19 protein-coding genes are annotated in these 21,255 nt (G+C 70.8%); 5 read left to right on the forward strand and 14 right to left on the reverse strand.

The genetic code is table 11. The features are described 5' to 3' along the window. Nucleotides 1-48 precede the first annotated feature (48 nt). From OHA81_RS16505 to OHA81_RS16545, 9 genes are all read right to left on the reverse strand, one after another. A complete protein-coding gene (locus tag OHA81_RS16505) occupies nt 49-861 on the reverse strand; it encodes an HAD family hydrolase (RefSeq protein ID WP_329196765.1) in 813 nt (270 codons plus the stop codon). Beyond that, on the reverse strand, nt 858-2,135 hold the full coding sequence (gene serS, locus OHA81_RS16510; RefSeq protein ID WP_329196767.1) for a serine--tRNA ligase: 1,278 nt from the start codon (nt 2,133-2,135) through the stop codon (nt 858-860). The genes OHA81_RS16505 and serS overlap by 4 nt, the downstream gene beginning before the upstream one ends. A gap of 536 nt (nt 2,136-2,671) precedes the next feature. Beyond that, entirely contained in the window at nt 2,672-3,607 is a 936-nt protein-coding gene (gene pheA, locus OHA81_RS16515; RefSeq protein WP_329196769.1) for a prephenate dehydratase, read from the reverse strand. Nucleotides 3,608-3,649: 42 nt separating this feature from the next. Next, a complete protein-coding gene (gene efeB, locus OHA81_RS16520; RefSeq protein ID WP_443056773.1) occupies nt 3,650-4,945 on the reverse strand; it encodes an iron uptake transporter deferrochelatase/peroxidase subunit in 1,296 nt (431 codons plus the stop codon). Then, nucleotides 4,942-6,996, reverse strand: coding sequence for a copper resistance CopC/CopD family protein (locus tag OHA81_RS16525; RefSeq protein ID WP_329196773.1), 2,055 nt, complete (start codon nt 6,994-6,996; stop codon nt 4,942-4,944). Before OHA81_RS16525 ends, efeB begins: the two co-directional genes overlap by 4 nt. Nucleotides 6,997-7,018: 22 nt before the next feature. Continuing rightward, complete coding sequence (locus OHA81_RS16530; protein WP_329196775.1) at nt 7,019-7,504, reverse strand: copper chaperone PCu(A)C; 486 nt, start codon at nt 7,502-7,504, stop codon at nt 7,019-7,021. After that, entirely contained in the window at nt 7,501-8,154 is a 654-nt protein-coding gene (locus OHA81_RS16535) for an SCO family protein (protein WP_329196777.1), read from the reverse strand. The genes OHA81_RS16530 and OHA81_RS16535 overlap by 4 nt, the downstream gene beginning before the upstream one ends. Before the next feature lie 66 nt (nt 8,155-8,220). Next, nucleotides 8,221-8,934, reverse strand: a complete 714-nt coding sequence (locus OHA81_RS16540; RefSeq protein ID WP_329196779.1) for a YcnI family copper-binding membrane protein — start codon at nt 8,932-8,934, stop codon at nt 8,221-8,223. 112 nt (nt 8,935-9,046) lie between these two features. Continuing rightward, on the reverse strand, nt 9,047-9,838 hold the full coding sequence (locus OHA81_RS16545; protein ID WP_329196781.1) for a hypothetical protein: 792 nt from the start codon (nt 9,836-9,838) through the stop codon (nt 9,047-9,049). 242 nt (nt 9,839-10,080) lie between these two features. Here OHA81_RS16545 and OHA81_RS16550 point away from each other — a divergent pair, with 242 nt between their 5' ends. After that, a complete protein-coding gene (locus tag OHA81_RS16550; RefSeq protein ID WP_329196782.1) occupies nt 10,081-10,563 on the forward strand; it encodes an ATP-binding protein in 483 nt (160 codons plus the stop codon). Between the two features lie 79 nt (nt 10,564-10,642). Here the strand turns inward: OHA81_RS16550 and OHA81_RS16555 are convergent, their stop codons facing one another. Both OHA81_RS16555 and OHA81_RS16560 read right to left on the reverse strand, forming a co-directional pair. Beyond that, the gene (locus OHA81_RS16555) at nt 10,643-12,109 is read right to left on the reverse strand and encodes an aminopeptidase P family protein (RefSeq protein WP_329196783.1); all 1,467 of its coding nucleotides are present in this window, start codon (nt 12,107-12,109) and stop codon (nt 10,643-10,645) included. Nucleotides 12,110-12,200: 91 nt separating this feature from the next. Then, a complete protein-coding gene (locus tag OHA81_RS16560) occupies nt 12,201-13,766 on the reverse strand; it encodes a PP2C family protein-serine/threonine phosphatase (protein ID WP_329196785.1) in 1,566 nt (521 codons plus the stop codon). A gap of 407 nt (nt 13,767-14,173) precedes the next feature. Here OHA81_RS16560 and OHA81_RS16565 point away from each other — a divergent pair, with 407 nt between their 5' ends. Together OHA81_RS16565 and OHA81_RS16570 are read left to right on the forward strand one after the other, a co-directional pair. Continuing rightward, a complete protein-coding gene (locus OHA81_RS16565; protein ID WP_329196788.1) occupies nt 14,174-14,890 on the forward strand; it encodes a bifunctional DNA primase/polymerase in 717 nt (238 codons plus the stop codon). A 108-nt stretch (nt 14,891-14,998) separates the two neighbouring features. Beyond that, the gene (locus OHA81_RS16570) at nt 14,999-15,559 is read left to right on the forward strand and encodes a hypothetical protein (protein WP_329196790.1); all 561 of its coding nucleotides are present in this window, start codon (nt 14,999-15,001) and stop codon (nt 15,557-15,559) included. A gap of 183 nt (nt 15,560-15,742) precedes the next feature. Here the strand turns inward: OHA81_RS16570 and OHA81_RS16575 are convergent, their stop codons facing one another. The 3 genes from OHA81_RS16575 to OHA81_RS16585 all read right to left on the reverse strand — a co-directional run bounded on the left by OHA81_RS16575 (nt 15,743) and on the right by OHA81_RS16585 (nt 18,326). Further along, nucleotides 15,743-16,717, reverse strand: coding sequence for a DUF5926 family protein (locus OHA81_RS16575; protein ID WP_190185513.1), 975 nt, complete (start codon nt 16,715-16,717; stop codon nt 15,743-15,745). Nucleotides 16,718-16,849: 132 nt separating this feature from the next. Continuing rightward, the gene (locus tag OHA81_RS16580) at nt 16,850-17,452 is read right to left on the reverse strand and encodes an ATP-binding protein (RefSeq protein ID WP_329196793.1); all 603 of its coding nucleotides are present in this window, start codon (nt 17,450-17,452) and stop codon (nt 16,850-16,852) included. An 85-nt stretch (nt 17,453-17,537) separates the two neighbouring features. Next, on the reverse strand, nt 17,538-18,326 hold the full coding sequence (locus tag OHA81_RS16585) for a glycerophosphodiester phosphodiesterase (RefSeq protein WP_329202323.1): 789 nt from the start codon (nt 18,324-18,326) through the stop codon (nt 17,538-17,540). Between the two features lie 245 nt (nt 18,327-18,571). Between OHA81_RS16585 and OHA81_RS16590 the strand changes: the two genes are divergently transcribed. Next, a complete protein-coding gene (locus tag OHA81_RS16590) occupies nt 18,572-20,104 on the forward strand; it encodes a S1C family serine protease (RefSeq protein ID WP_329196795.1) in 1,533 nt (510 codons plus the stop codon). Nucleotides 20,105-20,341: 237 nt separating this feature from the next. Next, nucleotides 20,342-21,247 carry a LysR family transcriptional regulator gene (locus OHA81_RS16595; RefSeq protein WP_329196797.1) on the forward strand — a complete coding sequence of 302 codons (906 nt, stop codon included), beginning with the start codon at nt 20,342-20,344 and terminating at the stop codon, nt 21,245-21,247. Nucleotides 21,248-21,255 lie beyond the last annotated feature (8 nt).

A 21,255-nucleotide genomic window follows, 5' to 3' on the forward strand; every position in this document is an offset into this window, starting at 1 on the left:
TCCCAGGACGCGGGCCGTTCCGGACCTTCCCTGCTTGGGCCACCGCCGTCAGGCAGCATCCAACAGGCGTTCCAGCACCACGGCGATGCCATCCTCCTGGTGAGACGTCGTGACCTCGTCGGCCACGGCCTTCAGTTCCGGATGGGCGTTGGCCATCGCGACGCCGTGCGCCGCCCAGGCGAACATGGGGATGTCGTTGGGCATGTCGCCGAAGGCGATGGTCTCCGCCGCCTTCACTCCCAGGCGCCGTGCGGCCAGCGACAGGCCGGTGGCCTTCGTCAGCCCGAGCGGCAGTATTTCGACTATCCCCGGGCCGGCCATCACGACGTCCACCAGGTTGCCCACGATCTCCCGGGCCACCTTGACGAGCGTGTCGTCGTCCATGCCGGGGTGCTGTACGTACAGCTTGTTCAGCGGGGCGCTCCACACGGCGGAGGTGTCCTCCAGGTAGAGCGCCGGCAGGCCCTCCTGCACCTGGTACCCGGGCCCGAACAGCACCTCGCCGTCCACCCCGTCCCGGCTGGCGGCGAGGGCCAGCGGACCCACCTCGGCCTCGATCTTGGACAGTGCCAGCCCTGCCAGCTGCCGGTCCAGCGTGGCCGAGGTCAGCAGGCGGTGCGCGCCCGCGTCATAGACCTGGGCGCCCTGCCCGCACACGGCGATCCCGTCGTATCCGAGGTCGTCCAGTACGCCCCGGGTCCAGGGCACGGCCCGGCCGGTGACGATGATGTGCGCCGCGCCCGCCGCGGTGACCGCGGCGAGCGCTTCACGGGTGCGTTCCGAGACGGTGTCGTCGCTGCGGAGCAGAGTGCCGTCGAGGTCCGTCGCGACGAGCTTGTACGGGAACGGGGCGGGACTCACTTGGTGATCGGCTCCAGGACTTCACGGCCGCCCAGGTAGGGCCGGAGCACCGGGGGCACCCGGACGGAACCGTCAGCCTGCTGGTGGTTCTCCAAGATGGCCACGATCGTGCGCGGAACCGCGCACAGGGTGCCGTTGAGCGTGGACAGGGGCTGGGTCTTCTTGCCGTCGCGGTAGCGGATCGACAGGCGGCGGGCCTGGAAGCCGTCACAGTTCGAGGCGGAGGTCAGCTCGCGGTACTTGCCCTGGGTCGGGATCCAGGCCTCGCAGTCGAACTTGCGGGAGGCCGAAGCGCCCAGGTCACCGGTGGCGACGTCGATGACCTGGAAGGGGAGTTCCAGGCTGGTCAGCCACTGCTTCTCCCACTCCAGGAGCCGCTTGTGCTCGGCCTCGGCCTCTTCCGGTGCGACGTACGAGAACATCTCGACCTTGTCGAACTGGTGGACGCGGAAGATGCCGCGGGTGTCCTTGCCGTACGTGCCGGCCTCGCGGCGGAAGCACGGCGAGAAGCCGGCGTAACGCAGCGGCAGCTTGTCCGCGTCGATGATCTCGTCCATGTGGTACGCGGCGAGCGGTACCTCGGAGGTGCCGACCAGGTAGTAGTCGTCCTTCTCCAGGTGGTAGACGTTCTCCGCGGCCTGGCCGAGGAAGCCGGTGCCCTCCATGGCGCGCGGGCGGACCAGCGCGGGGGTCAGCATCGGGATGAAGCCGGCCTCGGTGGCCTGGGCGATCGCAGCGTTGACCAGGGCCAGTTCCAGCAGGGCGCCGACGCCGGTGAGGTAGTAGAAGCGGGAGCCCGACACCTTGGCGCCGCGCTCGACGTCGATGGCGCCGAGGGACTCGCCGAGTTCGAGGTGGTCCTTGGGTTCGAAGCCCTCGGCTCCGAAGTCGCGGATCGTGCCGTGCGTCTCCAGTACGGTGAAGTCCTCTTCGCCGCCGACCGGTACGTCGCTGTGGACGATGTTGCCGAGCTGGAGGAGAAGCTGCTTGGCCGCCTCGTCCGCCTCGTTCTGCTCGGCCTCCGCAGCCTTGACGTCCGCCTTGAGCTGTTCGGCCTTCGTCAGCAGCTCGGCCCGCTCCTCCGGCGAGGCCTTGGGGATCAGCTTGCCGAGCGACTTCTGCTCATTGCGCAGTTCGTCGAAGCGCATGCCGGAGGACCTGCGGCGCTCGTCGGCGGAGAGCAGTGCGTCGACAAGGTCGACGTCCTCTCCACGGGCGCGCTGCGAGGCGCGGACACGGTCAGGGTCTTCACGGAGCAGCCGGAGGTCAATCACCCCTCCAGGCTACCGGGCCGGGGTTCCGGGGATCACATCGATATCACGTTGCGGGTCACTATGTCCCGATTGAGGTGAATGCATAACTGCCGTCCCTCTCGCTGGGCGGGTTCGCCTCAGCGCTTCCGGGGCGGCTCGTAAAAAGCGGATTCTTTGCCCGGAAAGCGGTCACACCGCTGGCGAAGGGCAGTCCCTGAACAGGGCGGAGGGCGTTCCTTGTCCACAGGAATTCCCTCCGGAGCCGTCTTATCCACAGGCTGTGCGCCGGATCTGTGGACACGGAAATAGATCATTCCCGACCGGTGGGCGCTCGCCGGGAATCAAGGTTCAAACCACCCTCACACACTCATTCGGGTGGGAATGACTCGCCCCAAAGAGTTGATCGGCGATACCGGGGTGACGCCGTTCACCCAGCGCTCTCTTGCGTGAAACCTGAGGTCCCCGGCCGATTTGTCGACCTTGTCGCGCTGCACTGTCGACTTGTCCCCAGGCGCGCGTCTCGGCCTGTGGATAACTCTGTGGACAGTGGACGAGTGCTACGGCCGCCCGTCCAGACAGCGCCCCAGCCAGTCGGAGGCATCGGTGAAGTCGCTGTCCGAGGTGCCCGGCCGCGCGGCGCGTACGTCACTCACAGCAACCCCGGCGCGGGGGTAGGAGCCCAGGAAGCGGACCTGGGGGCAGGTGCGCTTGAGACCCATCAGCGCCTCACTGACCCGACGGTCGGAGATGTGGCCCTCGGCGTCGACCGCGAAGCAGTAGTTGCCGATGCCCGCACCTGTCGGCCGGGACTGGATCAGCATCAAGTTGACCCCTCGGACGGCGAACTCCTGCAGGAGCTCCAGCAGCGCGCCCGGGTGGTCGTCCCCGAGCCACAGTACGACCGAGGTCTTGTCGGCACCGGTGGGAGCGGCCGGCCGCGCGGGGCGGCCGACGAGCACGAAGCGGGTCTCGGCGTTCTCCGCGTCGTGGATCTCGGTGACCAGCGGCTCCAGCCCGTACGTGGCGGCGGCGAACTCTCCGGCGAAGGCAGCGTCGAAGCGGCCCTCCTGTACCAGCCGGGCACCGTCGGCGTTCGAGGCGGCCGACTCCCACACCGCGTCGGGCAGGTGCGCACGCAGCCAGTTGCGGACCTGCGGCTGCGCCACCGGGTGCCCGGTGACGGTCTTGACGTCCGACAGCTTGGTCCCGGGCCGCACGAGCAGCGCGAACGCAATGGGCAGCAGGACCTCGCGGTAGATCATCAACGGCTCGCCGGAAGCCAGCTCGTCCAGGGTGGAGGTCACCCCGCCCTCCACCGAGTTCTCGATCGGCACCAGCGCAGCGGCTGCCTCACCGTTGCGGACGGCGTCCAGGGCGGCCGGCACCGACACCATCGGGACGAGCTCCCTGGTGGCGGCTTCCGGCAGCGTACGCAGGGCGGCTTCGGTGAAGGTGCCCTCGGGACCGAGATAGGTGAAGCGGGTGGCCGACATGCGATCAGCCTAATGCCGGGGCGGTCTCGCCCGGCGGGATGTTCACCCTTCGAGCAGCCGTTGCCCGACGTACTCCCCGGGCCGCGGGCCGGGCGGGACGGCGTACAAGCCGCTGGACTCGTGCCTGATGAACTCCGACAGCGCGTCACCCCGGTCGAGCTTGCGCTGGACGGGCACGAAGCCGCGCAGCGGGTCGGCCTGCCAGCAGATGAACAGCAGACCGGCGTCGGGGGAGCCGTCGGGGGCGATGCCGTCGTGGAAGGAGAACGGTCGGCGGAGCATGGCGGCCCCGCCGTTCTGTTCGGGGGCTGAGATCCGTGCGTGCGCGTTCGCCGGGATCACCGGCTTGCCGTCGGCGCCCAGCTTCGCGAGGTCCATCTTCGAGGTCTCGCTTCCGCCGGTCAGAGGGGCACCCGTGGCCTTGGTACGGCCGATGACCTGCTCCTGCTGGAGGGTGGACTGCTTGTCCCACTCGTCGAGCAGCATCCGGATCCGGCGCACGACGGCGTAGGAGCCCCCCGCCATCCAGGAGTGCTCGGCCGGGCCGGGGCCCGCGGCCGGCACGAAGATCCGCTTGTCGAAGTCGGGGTCGGCCGGCTTCGGGTTCGCGGTGCCGTCCACCTGGCCCATCAGGTTCCGGGCGGTCATCGGGGTGCTCGTGGCACCGGGGGACCGGTTGAAGCCATTCATCTGCCAGCGGACCCGAGCGGCTTCCCCGGCGTCTCTCTGCAGGGCCCGCAGGGCGTGGAAGGCGACGAGCCCGTCGTCGGCGCCGATCTGGATCCAGAGGTCGCCATTGCTGCGCTGGGGGTCGAGCCGGTCGGAGGAGAAGTCCGGCAGCGGGTCGAGGGCGGTCGGCCGGCGGGAGGCCAGTCCGGTGCGCTCGAAGAAGGAATGGCCGAACCCGAAGGTGACGGTCAGGGACGAGGGCCCGGCGTCGAGGGCGATCCCGGTGTCGGCCGTGGGGGCGGTCTCGCCGGCCATCAGCCGCCGGGCGGTGTCCGACCAGCGGCGCATCAGGGCGGCGGCTTCCGTACGCCCGGCGCCGGGCGCGAGGTCGAAGGCGAGGACGTGCCCCTTGGCCTGGAGCGGGGTGGTGATGCCGGCCTGGTGGTCCCCGTGAAAGGCGATCCGGGTCGCGCCGAGCGAGGCGGCGGTCCCCACGCCGCCCTTCGACCCGGCCTCCGGGGAGTCGGCCAGTGCGGAGTGCACCAGGGCGCCGCCGGTGGCGCCGAGTGCCAGACCGGCGGCGCCCGCGGCGCCCACCGTGCCCAGCAGGCGGCGCCGCGAGATCTCGATGTCGGGGTTGCTCTCGGTGCTGTGGGTCACGCTGGTCAGCCGATCTTCACGTTCTTCTGGACGGTCGTCTGGTCGATGTCGGAGGTCCGGACGGTGATGTCGATGCGCCACTCGCCCGCGAGCGGCAGCTGTACGCCGTCCGCGCTCCAGTGTCCCGGAGCCGCGCGGTCGGGAAGGGCCGGCAGCGGACCGATCTCCTTGGAGGGGAGGGTGAAGGAGACCTTCACCTCGGGGAGGTCGAGGGGCTGTCCGTCGGGATTCTCCGCCCACAGGTGGAGGCCGTTGGCGCCGACCCGGCCCGGAGCGAGCTCCAGCCGGATGGTGCCCTTGCCCTGGGGGCCACCCGTGTCGAAGGGCAGCGTGATCTTGATGGGCCGGTTGGGGACGGCAGTGGCCGCCGTCGAGCCCCGTCCCGTCTCCAGTTCCGCGGTGCGCCCCGGCTCGGTGTTGGTCAGGACGGTGGTGACGGCCAGCAACGCGATCGCGACGGCGGCCTCTGCCAGGACGGAGCGGCGAAGACCGGCGCGCCCGGGGTCGGCGTCCCGCACCTGCCTGGATCGGGCGTTCTCACGGGCGGTGCGCTGCCGTGCCAACTGGGCGACACGCCTCGGGTCGGCGGGGACCGTCACCAGCGCCGCTTCCGCTACCTCCGCTTCCGCTACCTCCGCTTCGGCAGGTGCTGCTTCACGCTTCGATGTTTCACGTGAAACATTCAGCTGTGTTTCACGTGAAACATCCCCCTGCGCCGCCTCCGTCCGGCCATCCGAGAGCCGAGCGGTCCAGGACCGGGAGAGGTAGGCGATGCCGACGAGGACGCCGACGAGCGCGATCTTGATCAGTAGAAGCCGCCCGTAGCTGGTGCCGGTCAGGGCGGACCAGCTGCCCAGCTGCCGCCAGGACTGGTAGACGCCGGTGACGACCAGCACCAGGACGCTGAGGAACGCGACCTGCGAGAAACGCCGGACGGCCTCGCGCTCGATGCCGGGGATCTTGTACAGGGCGACCAGCAGCGCGGCGAGACCTCCGAGCCAGGTGGCGACAGCGAGCAGGTGCAGGATGTCGACCGGCATCGCGATCCCGGGCTGGATACCGGTGGAGGCGTGCTCCGACAGGGCCCAAGTGGCGGCGATACCACCGGCCACGACGGCCCCTCCGACACCGAGTCCGAAGGCGAGGTCGCTCGTGTCCTTGCGTTCGTCCACCGCCCCCTCGGCCCCGCCTGCCCCGTCACCTTCAACCGGCTCGACGTTCCCGTCCTGTGCGGCGACCTGCTGCCGGCGCGCGTAAGCACCAAAGAGCACCGCCACGAAGAGCGCCGCTGCCCCGAGCAGCAGCAGCCTCGACACGAGCGAGGCGCCGGCCTTGGTGTCGAGGACAGCCTTGAGTCCGACGAGGTCGAAGGCGTCGGCGAACCTGCCCGACCCGGTGTACGGGTTGCGGAGCATCAGCATCGCCAGGGTGGCCGCGGTGAGCAGTACCCAGCCGCGCATCACCAGCTTCTGCAACGGTCGCTCGGCCGAGCCCCGCCGCCAGCACAGCAGGATGAAGGCGGCGCCCCCGACGAGGAGGGTGAAGCCGATGTAGGCGGCGTACCGGGCGATGCCGTAGGCGATGCCCACGGGTCCGCCGCCCGCCTTCTGCGTGGGAAGGGCGACCTGAGTGGCCGACGGAGCGCCGACGGAGAAGGTGAAGGCACCGGAAACAGGGTGGCTGTCGGCGGAAACGGCCTGCCAGGCGACCGTGTACGTGCCGTTGGGCAGCCCGGAATGCAGGGCGGTGCCGTAGCGGATGGTGGACCCGCTGCACATGTCGCGGAGTTCGCCGGTGTCGACCCGCTTGCCCTGGGGGTCCATCACGCGGATCGAGTCGTCGCCCATGGCGACCTGCTCCGAGAAGGAGAGGGTGACCTGGGCGGGTGCCGTGGCGACCACCGCCCCGTCCTTCGGGTCGCTCGCGGTGAGTGCGGCGTGTGCCGTGGCCGGGCCGGCCGCGGTGAACAGGGATGCCAGCAGGGCTGCGAGGACCAGCGCGAGCCGTGGCAGGAATGCCGTGGCGCGGGCGCGGGCCGGGGTGGGGGCGGTGGCCGTCATGGCGTGTCAGTTCCTCGGTCCGTCAGTGGGCGTTGGAGCTCTGCCCGGTGTACGTACGGTCCTTCACGTCCAGCTCGACCGTGATCGGGTCGGCCTTCGCGAACTTGAGCTCGACCTTGACCTTGTCGCCGACCTTCGGCTTGTTCTTCAGCCCCATGAGCATGACGTGGCTGCCGCCGCGCTCCAGGCTGAGCCGGCCGTTCGCGGGCACGTCCAGGGAGGCGACCTGCCGCATCTTCTGGTCTTTGGTCTCGTGGATCTGGAGGTCGTCGGAGAGCGGGCTGGTCAGGCCGGTGAGCTTGTCGGGCGTCTTGGAGTCGTTGGTAATGACCATGAAGGCGCCGGCCATCTTCTCGTCGACGGGCTCGGGCATGAAGGCCCCGCTGACCGTCAGCTTGGGAGTGGCGTCCCCGGTCTTGCCCTCCGATTCGGAGGAGCAGCCGGATATCGCGAGCGCTGCCGTCAAGGAGAGTGCGGCGGCGAGGGTGCGGGTGGTGCGGGCGTTCACGGGTTCTCTCCCTTGACGATCTTCGGCAGGTCCTTGGTGTAGTCGTCGACGGTGGTGCTCTCGCCGTAGAGGAGGTAGCCCTCGTCGGTCTTGGGAGAGAACGCGATGACCTGCGCGCCGTGCATGGAGACGACGCTGCCGTCGGCCTCCTTCTTGGGGGCCTCGATACCGATGCCGAGTGACCGGGCTGCGGCTTGGATGGTGGCGAAGTCCCCGGTCAGTCCGACGAAGGACGGGTCCTGGGCCTTGAGCCACGTGCCGAGCGATTCGGGGGTGTCCCGTTCGGGGTCGGTGGTGACGAAGACGACCTGGAGCTTGTCCTGGTCGGCCTTGGGCAGTGCCTTCCTCGCGACCGCGATGTTGCTCATGGTCAGGGGGCACACGTCGGGGCAGTTGGTGTAGCCGAAGTAGATCAGCGTCGGCCGGCCCTTGGTCTGCTCGCGCAGGTTCCACGGCTTGCCGGTGGTGTCCGTGAGGACGAGGTCCGGCTTGTCGAAGGGGCGGTCGAGGACGGTCGCCGACCCGGCCTTGTCGGTGCCGGTGATCTGGGTGACCGAACCGCTGGACTTGGCCGGCTCACCGCCGCAAGCGGTGAGGGCGAGCGCGGCCGCCGCCACGAAGGCGGCGACCGTCACACGTGTGGTGCGCATGGGGAGGAATCCCTGGGATCGGGGTTGGAAGATGATCTCAATGACAGGGCTCGTGGGGCCCGTCGGTCAGGAGGCGCGGCGACGCGAGGCGAAGCCGAACGCGACGCCACCGAGGCCGAGCACGATGCCGGCGATGCCGAGGGCACGTGCGGTCGTGTCCGAGCCGCTCGCGGCGGCCTCGTCGTGGCTGTCCTCGTGGCCCTTGGGGTCGTCGGTCTTCGTGGCGCCGGCGTCGTGGTGATCGGCGGAGGCCGCCGCGGCGGTCAGCTTGAGGACGGGCGCCGGGTTCTGCGGCTCGGGGGCGCCTGCCTTGGTCTCTTCGATCCAGCGCACGACCTCGTTGTTGTCGTAGGTCTGGATCGCCTTGAAGACCATCTGGTCCGCGTTGTCGGGCAGCTTGCCGACGGAGACCGGGAACTGCTGGAACTTGCCGGGCTCGATCTTGCCGCCGGTCCACGTCACCTTGGTGACAGCCTCGTTGACCTGCTTGCCGTGCACGGTGAGCGGCTTGTCGAGCTTGCTCTTCTCGACGTTCACGGTCCATCCGGGAACGTCCTGCGGCATGACGGAGGTGAGCGGCTGGTCGATCGGGAAGTTGACCTCGAGCTGGGTGGTCGACGCGTTGTCGCGCTCGTTCGGGACCTTGAAGTTGATCACTGCGTAACCGCCCTTGGCGGCCTCGCCCGGCTGTACGCCGACGTGGGCGAAGGCGGGACCGGAGAGGACGAGGACGGCGCCGGCGGCGAGGGCGGCGGCGAAGGAGACACGAGAGGACTTCATGGCAGGAACGCTCCAGGGAAGCAGGAAACAGTGACATGGCTCCGCGTGCGCGAGCGCGCGGGACGGCACGGCACCGGTGCTCCCGTGATGCGCTGGGAGTGGAGGTGCCGCGTCAGGCTGCGAGGGTGAGTGCCACCCTCGGCGGCCCGCGCCTGATCACTGTGTGCTGGAGCGCTCCACGACCGGTGGAGACCTCCGGGGAAGCCGTGCTCCGGGGGAAGCGCACAAGACGCTCCGGGGCGCCCGGCAGCCCGGAGACGAGGGCCCGTACCAGCGCAAGGGCGGTACGCAACGGACGTACCGGATCCGCCTCCGTGGACAGCCGTGACAACTCGACGAGCCGGAACAGGGCGGCGTCGCCGCGCCCGAGCAGCCAGCCGGCGGCGAGCGCGGCCAACAGGTGGCCGAGCAGCATGGCGGGGCTGAGCAGAGCGGTCTGCGGGGCGTGGGCCATGTGCGCGTGGGCCATGTGCTCTTGCGCGACCATCGCGGCCGGGTCCAGCCCGGCGGTCTCCAGGATCAGCCGGGCGTCTTCCGGGCTCGGCGGTATGGAGTTGCCCCCGCAGATCAGCTGAGCGGCGAGCGCGGCGAGCGAGGAGTCCGAGGACGCGGCGTCCACCGGCGCCGCGGCGCCGTGCTGGCCGAGGCCGAACATCGCGTGCAGAGCCACCTGACCGACGGCGAGCCCGCCGGCGATGCCGGGCAGCGAACGCCGACGCCCCGCCAACGGCGCGGTGACCGTGAAGAGGGCGAGGAAGCCGAGGCCGAGGGCCCACCACGGCACGGTGGCGCAGGACGCCACGGCATGCCCGACCGCGGACAACACGACGCAGACCGCGGTGAACACCGCGGCCCGAATCGTCCGGAGGCCCGCTCCGGCATGCGTCGCGTGGGGGGCAGTCATGGCCGGGCCATCATCGCACTGCCCCGGCGACGGCCGTACGGCAGGTCCGGAACGTCCCATGCGTCCCCATGGGGTCCCGAGCGGTGTTCGAGCGGTCGACCCGGAGCGGTGCCCGGGGCCCGGCCGCCTACACCTCCGGCCGTAAGGGCCGCATCGGCCGAACGGGGGCTCCGGCGGCCGAATGAGGGCTCCGACCGCCGCAAGGGGCTTACGGGTGACCGGGGGCGGCAATAGGTAACCGTATGAGCATCTGGTGGTCTCTCCACTTGAGGCGCGAAGCCGCGAGCGTGCCGCTCGCCAGGCGACTGCTGCTCGGGACGATGGAGACCGCGGGAGTGGACCCGGACATCTGTTTCGACCTGTCGGTGGCGTTGAGCGAGGCCTGTGCGAACGCGGTCGAGCACGGCGGGCCGGTGGCCGGGCCGTCCCGCGCCGGAAAGCCGGACCCCACGGTCTGCGCCGAATACCGCGTGACGGCTTATTTGGACGGGGACCGCTGCCGCATCGAGGTGACCGACTCGGGTCCGGGCTTCCCGCCCTCGACGGTCGCCGGGCACAGACCCCGGCCCGCCGGGCCGTCGGAGAAGGAGCACGGCCGGGGCCTGGGACTGATCGCGGAGCTTTCCGACCAGGTCCGCTTTCGCAACCGCCCGGGCCGGGGTGCGGTGGTCAGTTTCGACAAGGTCCTCAAGTGGCGCGAGGGCGCGCTGCTCAAGGTTTCCTAGACCTGACCGGTTCCTCGCTCATACGCCGGTGGGCGGGTCCCCGTACGGGAACCCGCCCACCGGCGTGTGCAGCGGCTGATCAGCCCTTGAGGCGCGCCATCCACGCCTCGACCTCGTCAGAGGCGCGGGGCAGGCCGGCCGACAGGTTCCGGTTGCCGTCCTCGGTGACGAGGATGTCGTCCTCGATCCGGACGCCGATGCCGCGGTACTCCTCCGGCACGGTCAGGTCGTCGGCCTGGAAGTACAGACCGGGCTCCACGGTCAGGCACATGCCCGGCTCAAGCGTGCCGTCGACGTACGCCTCGGTGCGGGCGGCGGCGCAGTCGTGGACGTCCATGCCGAGCATGTGACCGGTGCCGTGAAGGGTCCAGCGGCGCTGGAGGCCGAGTTCCAGCACCCGCTCGACCGGGCCTTCCACCAGACCCCATTCGACGAGCTTCTCCGCCAGCACGCGCTGCGAGGCGTCGTGGAAGTCGCGGAACTTGGCGCCCGGCTTCACGGCGGCGATGCCGGCTTCCTGGGACTCGTAGACCGCGTCGTAGATCTTGCGCTGGATGTCGGTGTACGTGCCGTTGATCGGCAGGGTGCGCGTCACGTCGGCGGTGTAGAGGGAGTGGGTCTCCACACCGGCGTCGAGCAGCAGCAGGTCACCGGAGCGGACGTCGCCGTCGTTGCGGACCCAGTGCAGGGTGCAGGCGTGCGGACCGGCGGCGCAGATGGAGCCGTAGCCGACGTCATTGCCCTCGACACGGGCACGCAGGAAGAAGGTGCCCTCGATGTAGCGCTCGGACGTCGCCTCCGCCTTGTCGAGGACCTTCACCACGTCCTCGAAGCCGCGGACGGTGGAGTCGACGGCCTTCTGCAGCTCGCCGATCTCGAACTCGTCCTTCACGGCGCGGGCCTCGGAGAGGTAGACGCGCAGCTCTTCATCGCGCTCGGCCGTGACCTTGTCGGTCAGCGCCTTCTCGATGACGGCGTCGTGGCCCCGCAGGACGCGGACCGGGCCGGTGGCCTCGGCGAGCGCCTCGGGCAGCTCGCGGACGTCCTTGGCGGGGATGCCCAGCAGCTGCTCGGCCTCGGCGAGGGAGTGGCGGCGGCCGACCCACAGCTCGCCCTGGCCGGACAGCCAGAACTCGCCGTTCTCGCGGTCGGAGCGGGGCAGCAGGTAGACGGTGGCGGTGTGGCCGTTCTCGCCCGCGGGCTCCAGCACCAGGACGCCGTTCTCGGCCTGGTCGCCCGTGAGGTACGCGTACTCGGTCGACGCCCGGAAGGGGTACTCGGTGTCGTTCGAGCGGGTCTTGAGCCGGCCCGCGGGGACGACCAGGCGCTCGCCGGGGAAGCGCGCGGACAGCGCGGCGCGGCGGGCGGCGGTGTGCGCGGCCTGGGCGATCGGCTCCAGCCCGCGCAGCTCCGTGTCGGCCCAGCCGGTGCGCATGTTCTCCGCGAGTTCCTCGCTGACGCCCGGGTACAGCGCGTTCTTGCGCTGCTTGTGCTTCTTCTGGGGCTGCTCTTCTTCCGGGGTCTCCGGGATGAGCTCGTCAGCCACGTCTTCTCCTCAGCTACGACAGAACGGACCGGGTGTGGACCTCGTCCATCGTATGGGTGAGCGGAAGACCCGTGGAGGGTCATGTGACAAATCAGTCAAACCGGACTGCGAGCAGCACGATGTCCTCGGCCGGGTCCGCGCCGGCGGCGTCGGCCGGCGCGTCGCCGTCCGCCGGGGGAAACATCGTGCGCAGGACGTGGTCGCAGACGGCCGCCGGGTCGTCGCGGGCGCTGCGCGGAACTCCCGCGGCCGCGGCGTGCAGCCGCGCGTAGGCCCGGTCCATGGGGTCGCCGGTGCGCCGCAGCAGCCCGTCGGTGTACAGCAGCACCGTTTCTCCGGGCGCGGGTTCGATCTCCACGCTCGGCGCCTCCCAGCAGGCCAGCATCCCCAGCGGCGCGGACAGTGAGGTCTCCACGTACTCGGTGCGCCGCTCGCCGATGAGCAGCGGCGGGGCGTGGCCGGCCCCGGCCAGGATCATCTTGCGGGAGGCCGGCTCGCAGTAGGCGAACAGGGCGGTCGCCGAGCGCGCGGGCTCGGTCAGCCGCAGCAGCAGCTCGAGGTCGGACAGCACGGCGACGGGGTCCTCGCCCTCCATGACCGCGTACGCGCGCAGCGAGGCGCGCATCCGCCCCATTGCCGCGACCGCGCTCGGCCCCGAGCCGCTGACGGAGCCCACGGCCAGCCCCATGGCCCCCTCGGGCAGCGGTAGCGCGTCGTACCAGTCGCCGCCGCCGCGCGGTCCGGTGTGGTGCCGGGCCGCGAGCTGCACCCCGGCGATGCGGGGCAGCCGGCTGGGCAGCAGTTCCTCGGCGACGGTGGCCAGCCGGGAGCGCGAGCGCTCGACCTCCATCATCCGCGCGAGGTGCTCGGCGGCGTGCCGTACGTAGAGCCCGGCCAGGTCGCGCTGGCGTTCGCTCGGTTCCGCCTGCTCGTCGTAGAGCCAGACGGCCGCTCCGAGCCGGCCGGTGGCCTCTGCGGCCAGCGGGAGCGCGTAGCTGGCGGCGTAGCCGAGCCGGGCGGCGACCTCGCGGTGGCGGGGGTCGACGGGGGCGGCGAACCCGCCCGTACCCGGTGCGGCGCCGGCCTCCGGGAGGAGTTCGGAGCCGCCCTGCGCGTCCGGGAGCCCGTCGAGGATGCGGCCGTACGAGGTGGCGCTGCGGGGCACCGTCTCGATGTGGCCGAGGTCCGCGTGACCGAGCCCGAGGCCGATGGTGGTGCTCGGACCGAGTCCGTCGGACGGCTCCAGGACGACCAGGCCGCGCCGGGCGCCCACGAGTGCCGCGCCGGCGCGCACGAACTCACGCAGGGAGGCGTCGAGATCGACGGCCCGGGCGAGGCGTTCGGTCAGCTCGTGGAGGGTGGTCAGATCGGAGACCATGCCCGCCAGCCGGTCCTGGATGACGGTGCTCGCGGCAGGCGGCACGGTCTGTACGGGGGCGGCGGTGCGTGCGGGAGCGGCCGCAGTGGGCGCGGCAGTGTGCGGTGACGCGGTAACTGCTGAATCGATTCCAGCCACTTTCGGCAGATGCGAGGCGCTCATGGCGTCCGCCTTTCCACCTGGTGCGATTCGCCATATAGCATCGCAAACCCCCAGATCGTGCTGCGCCGCCATCAATGGATCCACATCTACACGCACACGAGGAGCGATGTCCAGCATTGCCCTGGTGGGAATCCTGGTGTCCGCAGATCCACAACTCGCTGTCCGGTCAAGGGCATAACTTGGCTGGAAAAAGCCGGAAGCGGACGGTTTTTGCGATCGACTGAGCGGGCGTCCCAGCGGGCCCGGGTACGTAAACGGTGATGCCCGGGGTCACTTGACGCCTCCCGGCATCCGCCGGGAACCGCGCGGCGCGTGCCGTCGTCCTAAGCGGCGGCAGCCGGTCTCGGCATCCGGTGGGGGACGCGCTCGGCCCCGCCGTACGTGGGATGGACCCGTAAGAAAACTGCACGAACCGTGTGAACCTGCTTCCAGTGGACAGTGACGCGAAACGTGTACGTGTGGTGAAACACCGCTTACGTGGTGTGATGTGGCCCTCGGCGTTCAACGGAAAGGAACGAGCGCTCATGCGCGAGATCCTCGGAAGGCGTCTCCAGCGGCTCCGCGATCGCTTGAAATCCCGGTTCTCGACTCCTCACGCCGCCCATGACCCGGACGGCGACGCCGCGTCCCTGCTCGATGCGGCCCTGACCTGCGCGACCGTATGGCGATGGCCCGTACTGCCCGGCGTGGGCCGGGCCGGCGCCGACGGCGCCCGGTGCGCCTGCCCCGACCCCGACTGCGTGGTGCCCGGCGCGCACCCCTTCGACCCCGGGCTGCTCGCGGCGACCTGCGACCCCCGGATGGTGGCCTGGTGGTGGGCCAGGCGGCCGGGCGCCCCGGTGCTGGTGGCCACCGGTGGCGCGGCGCCGTGCGCGGTCAGCCTCCCCGCCGTCGCGGCCGCGCGTGCCGTCGTACGGCTGGACGCGCAGGGCATGCGGCTGGGCCCGATCGTCGCGACGCCCACCCGTTGGTCGCTGCTGGTGGCGCCGTATTCGCTGGAGCGGCTCGGCGAACTCCTTTACGCGAAGGACCACGTGCCCTCCTCCCTGCGCTTCCACGGTGAGGGCGGCTACCTCCTGTTGCCGCCCTCGCTCGCGTCCGGTGGTGGGCACGTCCACTGGGAGCGCGAGCCGTCCGTCGGGCCGGAGGGCATCCGGCTGCCCGAGGTCGAGGAACTCGTACACGCGTTGGTGGAGGCGAGCAGCGGGGCGCCGGGCGGCGGGAGCCGGCTCGCATACTGATGCCGCGCGCCCGCCGGATCACTCTTACGGGTGTCGGCGGGGCCGGTTTGCAGGGGAATTGGGCGCGGGGAGATCCGTGCCCCATTCCCGTATCGCTATCTTCGGCGAATGAATCTCCGCCTGATCGGTATCGGCGCCGGTGTGCTGATCATCTTGTCGCTTCCGCTTGCCGGAGCGATCGCCGGGCCGGATTTCGCCGGTCAGGGCGATGGAAAGGGGGGCGGGTTGCTCTCCTCGCTCGGCCTTTCCGACTCTTCGCGTACGTCGGACAAGGCGCGGGCCGCCGCCCGCCCGGCCAAGCCCGGTCCGCCGGAGCAGCCCCGCACGGACTCGCGGTGCGGCCCCGAACTCACCTCGCCACACGGTCTCGAAGCCCAGACCTGCGTCCTGACGAGCGAGGGCAGCACCTGGGGCCGCAGCTACTACCGCAACACCAGCGGCCGTCCACTGGATGCCGTGCTGACCGTGATGGGGCCGGCGGGGCGCACGGTGCAGATCAGATGCGCGGTGGGCGCCGGGGACGAGCCGGGACTCTGCGAGACGCCGAAGGATGCTTCGGCGGGCGCCGTGAACGGATACTCGGCCGTAGCGGAGTTTGCAGTTCCGGATGATGAAGGTGCACTGCTACTGCGGTCCGGGAGCAACGCACCGGCACCGAGCGGTGGTTGAGCACCACCGTAAATGGAAGGGCCCGGTCGCTGGCGACGGGGGATGCACCAGCGACCGGGCTACAAGAACGGTAACAAGAGATCGCCTGTTCGCAAATTCGATCTCTGATATTCAGACAGCGATTTGCAGGCGATTAGCGGGAGTTGTGACCCCAGTCACCGCTCCCGCCGGGGACCGGAGCGGTCAGCTGAGCGTCACCTGACGGTTGGTGAGCCCACCGCGCGCGCGGCGCTCGTCGTGGGTGAGCGGGGCGTCCGTCGCCAGGGCCGCGGCCAGGCGCTCCGCGAGCTCCGCGGCGGGCTTCTCCACGTCGTCGGCCGAGACTCCGGTGGGCAGGTCCCAGACGGGAACCATCAGACCGTGGGCGCGGAACGACCCGACGAGCTTGGTGCCCTCGCCGAGCGAGGAGGTGCCGGCCGCGTGCAGCCGCGCCAGGGCGTCGAGCAGCTTCTCCTCGGGGTGCGGCATGACCCAGCGCAGGTGGTTCTTCTCGGGGGTCTCGCACCAGTAGGCGGCGTCCACGCCGGTCAGCTTGACCGTCGGGATGGCGGCGGCGTTGGCGCGTTCCAGCGAGGCGGCGACCTCCGGGGAGGCGTTCTGAGCGCTCTCCGCATCCGGAATCCAGAATTCGAAGCCACTGTGCACAACCGGCTCGAAAACGCCGTCGACGTCCAGGAGATCCTGGAGTCGCGGGCCTTCGGCCGGGACCCGGCGGGCCGGAACCGGAGACCCCGGCTCCGCCGTCAGCGCGCGCTCCAGGGTGTCCGCCATGTCACGGGCGAGGTCCCCCGTGGTCGAGTCGTTCTGGAGGGCGAGGAGTACGGAACCGTCCTCGCGGCGCAGGGCCGGCCAGGCCATCGGCAGCACGGTGACCAGCGTGACGGAAGGGACGCCTTCAGGCAGGCCGCCCTTAAGGGTCAGGGGCACGGTGGCCGCCGGGACGAGCTCGCGCAGCGCCACCCAGTCGCACTCGCCCGGCAGACCCTCGAACGGGCGCTGCACGTGCTCGGTGACGGCGTGCGCGGCGGCGGCGCCGTGGCAGGCCTTGTAGCGGCGCCCGGATCCGCAGGGACAGGGTTCGCGTGCACCCACCACCGGGATCTCCCCGTTGTGGAGCTGCGGCTTCGCGGTCTTCGCGGCGGGGCGCTTCTTTGCCATCGTGGGTGTCTCCCGGTTGCGGCGGTACGGCGGGTTCTGGGCGCGAGCCTAGCCGTTGGTACCGCCGGAACCGGTGGGGTGCGGCCGGGAGCACGGTCGGCGTGCGCTCCCGGACGGCCGCCTGCCGCCCTCTCAGGTGTCCAGGTCCTCGAAGGCCGTCCCGAAATCGATCGCCGGGGACGCAACGCGCGTAGCGAAATCCTCGTGCCGGGTCCCGCAGGCGACGATCACCCATACGGTGACCTCACCCGCCGCACCGTCCCGGACACCCCAGTCCTGGGCCAGGGCGCTGATGATGTTCAGCCCCCGGCCGCCCCGAGCGGTGACCGAGGGCGTTGCCGGGATGGGGCGGGTGGGACCGCCGCCGTCCGTGACCTCGACCGTCAGCCGTCCCGCCTTGTCGACGCGCCATGCGGCGCGGATCTCCCCATCGCCGATCTCCCGCGCGCCCAGTGGCCGGCCGTGTCGGCAGGCATTGCTGAGCAGTTCGGAAAGGATCAGTACGGCATCGTCCACGACCGATTCGGACACCCCGCTGATGCGCAGCTCCCGGCGCATCCGGTGCCTCGCCTCGCCCACGCCCGCAGGACCATGGCGTACGCCCATGCACGACGACGTGGGCACTTCCTGTGCCATCACCAACGCCACCCCCGGAACCTCCTTAGCCCCACGCCATGGTCTGGATGCCCCAATGGCCTGGACCGGAAACCGCCCTGGCCGAGCCCTCTGACGCACTCAGGACGGACAGATGCGGAGCGGATGCGCCGGTGCACACCCTGTTACGGAAGGGTCCGGCGGAGCGGGTGTGCAAAACGGGACGTCAGCGGCTCAGCTGTGACAGAACCTGGCGTGGTCTGTTCGTGATGATCGCCTCTACGCCCAAATCAGCGCAGAGCTGAACGTCCTCGGGTTCGTTTACGGTCCATACGTGAACGGGGTGTCCCGCGGCCTGGAGCCGGCGGATGTAGCCGGGATGGTTGCGCACGATCCGCAGCCCCGGCCCGGCGATGCTCACACCGGCCGGCAGCCGCCCGTCCCGCATGCGCGGCGAGATGAACTGCATCAGGTAGACGGTCGGAATGGTCGGAGCGGCCGCCCGCACCCGGTGCAGGGAGCGGGGCGAAAAGCTCATGACACGGACGGGGTGGGGGCCCTCCGCGGCCGGGGCGTCCAGTCCGAAGCGCTTGAGGAGGAAGAGGAGCCGCTCTTCCACCTGTCCGGCCCAGCGGGTGGGGTGTTTCGTCTCGATCGCCAGCTGCACCGGCCGGCCGGCATCGGAAACCAGCTCCAGCAGCCGCTCCAGGGTGAGCACGGAGGTGCGCTCGGGGTCGGCGTCCCAGTCGGGCGCCTCCTCGCGGTCCTTCCAGGATCCGAAGTCGAGGGCGGCGAGGTCGGCCAGTTCCAGGGCGGAGACGGCGCCACGGCCGTTGGAGGTGCGGTTGACCCGGCGGTCGTGGACGAGCACGAGGTGGCCGTCGGCGGTGAGCCGGACATCGCATTCGAGGCCGTCGGCGCCGTCTTCGATGGCTTTCCGGTAGGCGGCCAGGGTGTGCTCGGGAGCATCCTCCGAGGCGCCGCGGTGGGCGACGACCTGGATGGGGCGCGGCATTGCGTGGGTCACCGGGTCATGGTGCCACCGCGGGGGCCCACGCGTCGGGGTGAGTCCTATCGATGGGTGTGAAATGTCGGATATAAAGAATGGTGGGAGATGCACAGGTCCGGCTTACAGTGCTCTGACGGGTCATGGGAAAGGCTCTGTACTGGAACTTGTGCGGCACGCCGAACGTTCAGTCGGACCGGTATCACCAGATATCCAGCACCAGTAGCCGTGTGTGTGAACGAGGAGAGAGCGCTGTGAGCACCGAGAACGAGGGCACCGCGGCCCCGACGCCCCCCGCGGCCCCGTCCGCACCCCCTGTGCCCGTGGCCCCTTCCACCACCCCCGAGCCCGCGTCGGCCGCCGAGCCCGGTGCCGCACCTGTCGGTGCGCCCCCGGTGCACCCTCCGGCGCATGCGGCCGGCACCGAGCCGACCCAGCAGGCCCCGGCCGCGCCGCCCTCCGCTCCGGCCTACGGCCAGACGGCGGTGCAGGACGCGTACGGGCAGGCCCCGCAGGGCCAGGCACCCTACGGTCAGGCCCCGGCGGCGCACGGCGCGGAGGGCTGGCCCCCGCCGCCCCCCACCGTCCCGGCCTACGGCGCTGACGGCGGACACGGCGGTGGCGCCTGGGGAGCCCCGCTGACCGCCCACGGTGCCCCGGCCCCCAAGCCCAAGGGCAGGGGCGGCATGATCGCGGGCGTACTCGTCGCGGCCCTCCTGGCCGGCGGCGTCGGCGGTGGCGTCGGCTACTGGGCGGCGGAGCGCGGCAACGACGGCGTCGGCTCGACCACGATCACCGCCAGCACCCCCAAGGACCTCAAGCGCGAGCCCGGCTCGGTCGCGGGCCTGGCGGCGGGCGCGCTCCCCAGCGTGGTCACCATCGAGGCCTCGGCCGGAGACGGCGAAGGCGGCACCGGCACCGGATTCGTCTACGACGAAGAGGGCCACATCCTCACCAACAACCACGTCGTCGCCTCCGCCGCCAACGGCGGCAAGCTGACCGCGACCTTCTCCAACGGCAAGAAGTACGACGCCGAGGTGGTCGGCCGTGCACAGGGCTACGACGTGGCCGTGATCAAGCTCAAGAACGCGCCGGCCGGACTCAAGCCGCTGCCGCTCGGCGACTCCGACAAGGTCGCGGTCGGGGATTCGTCGATCGCGATCGGCGCCCCCTTCGGCCTGTCCAACACGGTCACCACCGGCATCATCAGCGCCAAGAACCGCCCCGTGGCCTCCGGTGACGGCTCCGGGAGCAAGAACTCGTACATGAGCGCGCTCCAGACCGACGCCTCGATCAACCCGGGCAACTCCGGCGGCCCGCTCCTCGACGGGCGAGGCGCGGTCATCGGTATCAACTCGGCGATCCAGTCCGCCGGGAACAGCGGTTTCGGCGGCGGGCAGGCCGGTTCGATCGGCCTCGGTTTCGCCATCCCGATCAACCAGGCCAAGAACGTCGCCCAGTCGCTGATCAAGACGGGCAAGCCGGTCTACCCGATCATCTCGGTCTCGGTGGACCTCCAGGCCAAGGTCGAAGGGGCCAAGATCTCCGAGCAGGGCGCCTCCGCCAACGACCTGGTCGACCCCAACGGGCCGGCAGGCAAGGCGGGCCTCAAGCCCGGCGACATCATCACCCAGTTCGGCGGCAAGCCGATCGACAGCGGCCCGACCCTGATCAGCGAGATCTGGACGTACAAGCCCGGCGACACGGTGAAGCTCACCTACCTGCGCGACGGCAAGCCGAACACGGTGGACATCACGCTCGGCTCGCGCGTGGGCGACAAGCCCTGACGGCGGGGCGACCACCCCTGACCGGGCGTCGATCAGCCCTGACGGCGAGGCGACGAGCCCTCACCGGGCGGCGACGAGCCCCGACCGGGCGGCAACAGGCCCCGGCCCCGCGGCCCTCAGTGACCCGGGCGCGGCACGGGCGGGCGCTCAACACACGCTGGGCGATGGCTTGATGGGGAGGGGCCGTGGGCGGGATTCCGCCTACGGCCCCTCCCAACGTCCGCTTATGCTTCCTTCGTGTTCGATTCTCGGCACATACGGACATTCCACGAAGTAGTCGCCTCCGGGTCCTACTCGGCGGCCGCGCGCGTCCTGGGGTACACCCAGCCCGCGATCACCCAGCAGATGAAGGCGCTGGAACGCGCCGTGGGCACCCCGCTCTTCACCCGGGTCGGCCGGACGATGCAGCTCACCGAGGCCGGGAAGTCCCTGGCCCGGCACGCCGAATTCATCCTCGGCAGCCTCTCCGCGGCCGAAGCGCAGCTCAAGGCGTATGCGCGGCTGCGGACCGGGCGGGTACGGGTCTGCGGGTTCCCCAGCGCCAATGTCACGCTCGTCCCCGAGGCGCTCAGCGGACTGGCGAAGGACCATCCGGGCATCCAGGTGGAGCTGTTGGAGGGCGAACCACCGGAGTCCTTGCGTCGGCTCCAACGGGGCGAGTGCGACATCACGCTGGCCTTCACCTATCCCGGGCTGCACGAGGAGATCCCGGAAGAGGTCGCCGAGGTCAAGCTGCTGGAGGACCAGCTGACGGTCCTCCTGCCGACGGGGCACCCACTGGCCCGGCGCCGGGCCGTCCACCTGGCCGACCTTTCCGAGGAGCGGTGGATCGCCGGGTGCCCGCGCTGCCGGGCCAACTTGCTGCACGAGTGCGCGGAGCTCGGCTTCGTCCCCGACATCCGGTTCGCGACCGACGACAACCTCGTGGTGCAGAGCCTCGTCGCGCAGGGCCTGGGCGTGGCGATGATGCCCGCCCTGGTGCTCCCCTCACTCTCACTGACCCGGGTCTGCGGCCGACCGCTCCAGCCGGCCGCGCGCCGCCACATCGCTGCGTACGTGTACCGGGACCACCTGCGGATCCCTGCCACCTCGGTGGTCCTGGACGAGCTGAAACGGGTGGCGGAGAACCGCGTCGGCTGCTGACGCCGAGG

The sequence above is a fragment of the Streptomyces sp. NBC_00667 genome (assembly GCF_036226825.1).
In the GTDB taxonomy this organism is placed as follows: Bacteria; Actinomycetota; Actinomycetes; order Streptomycetales; family Streptomycetaceae; genus Streptomyces.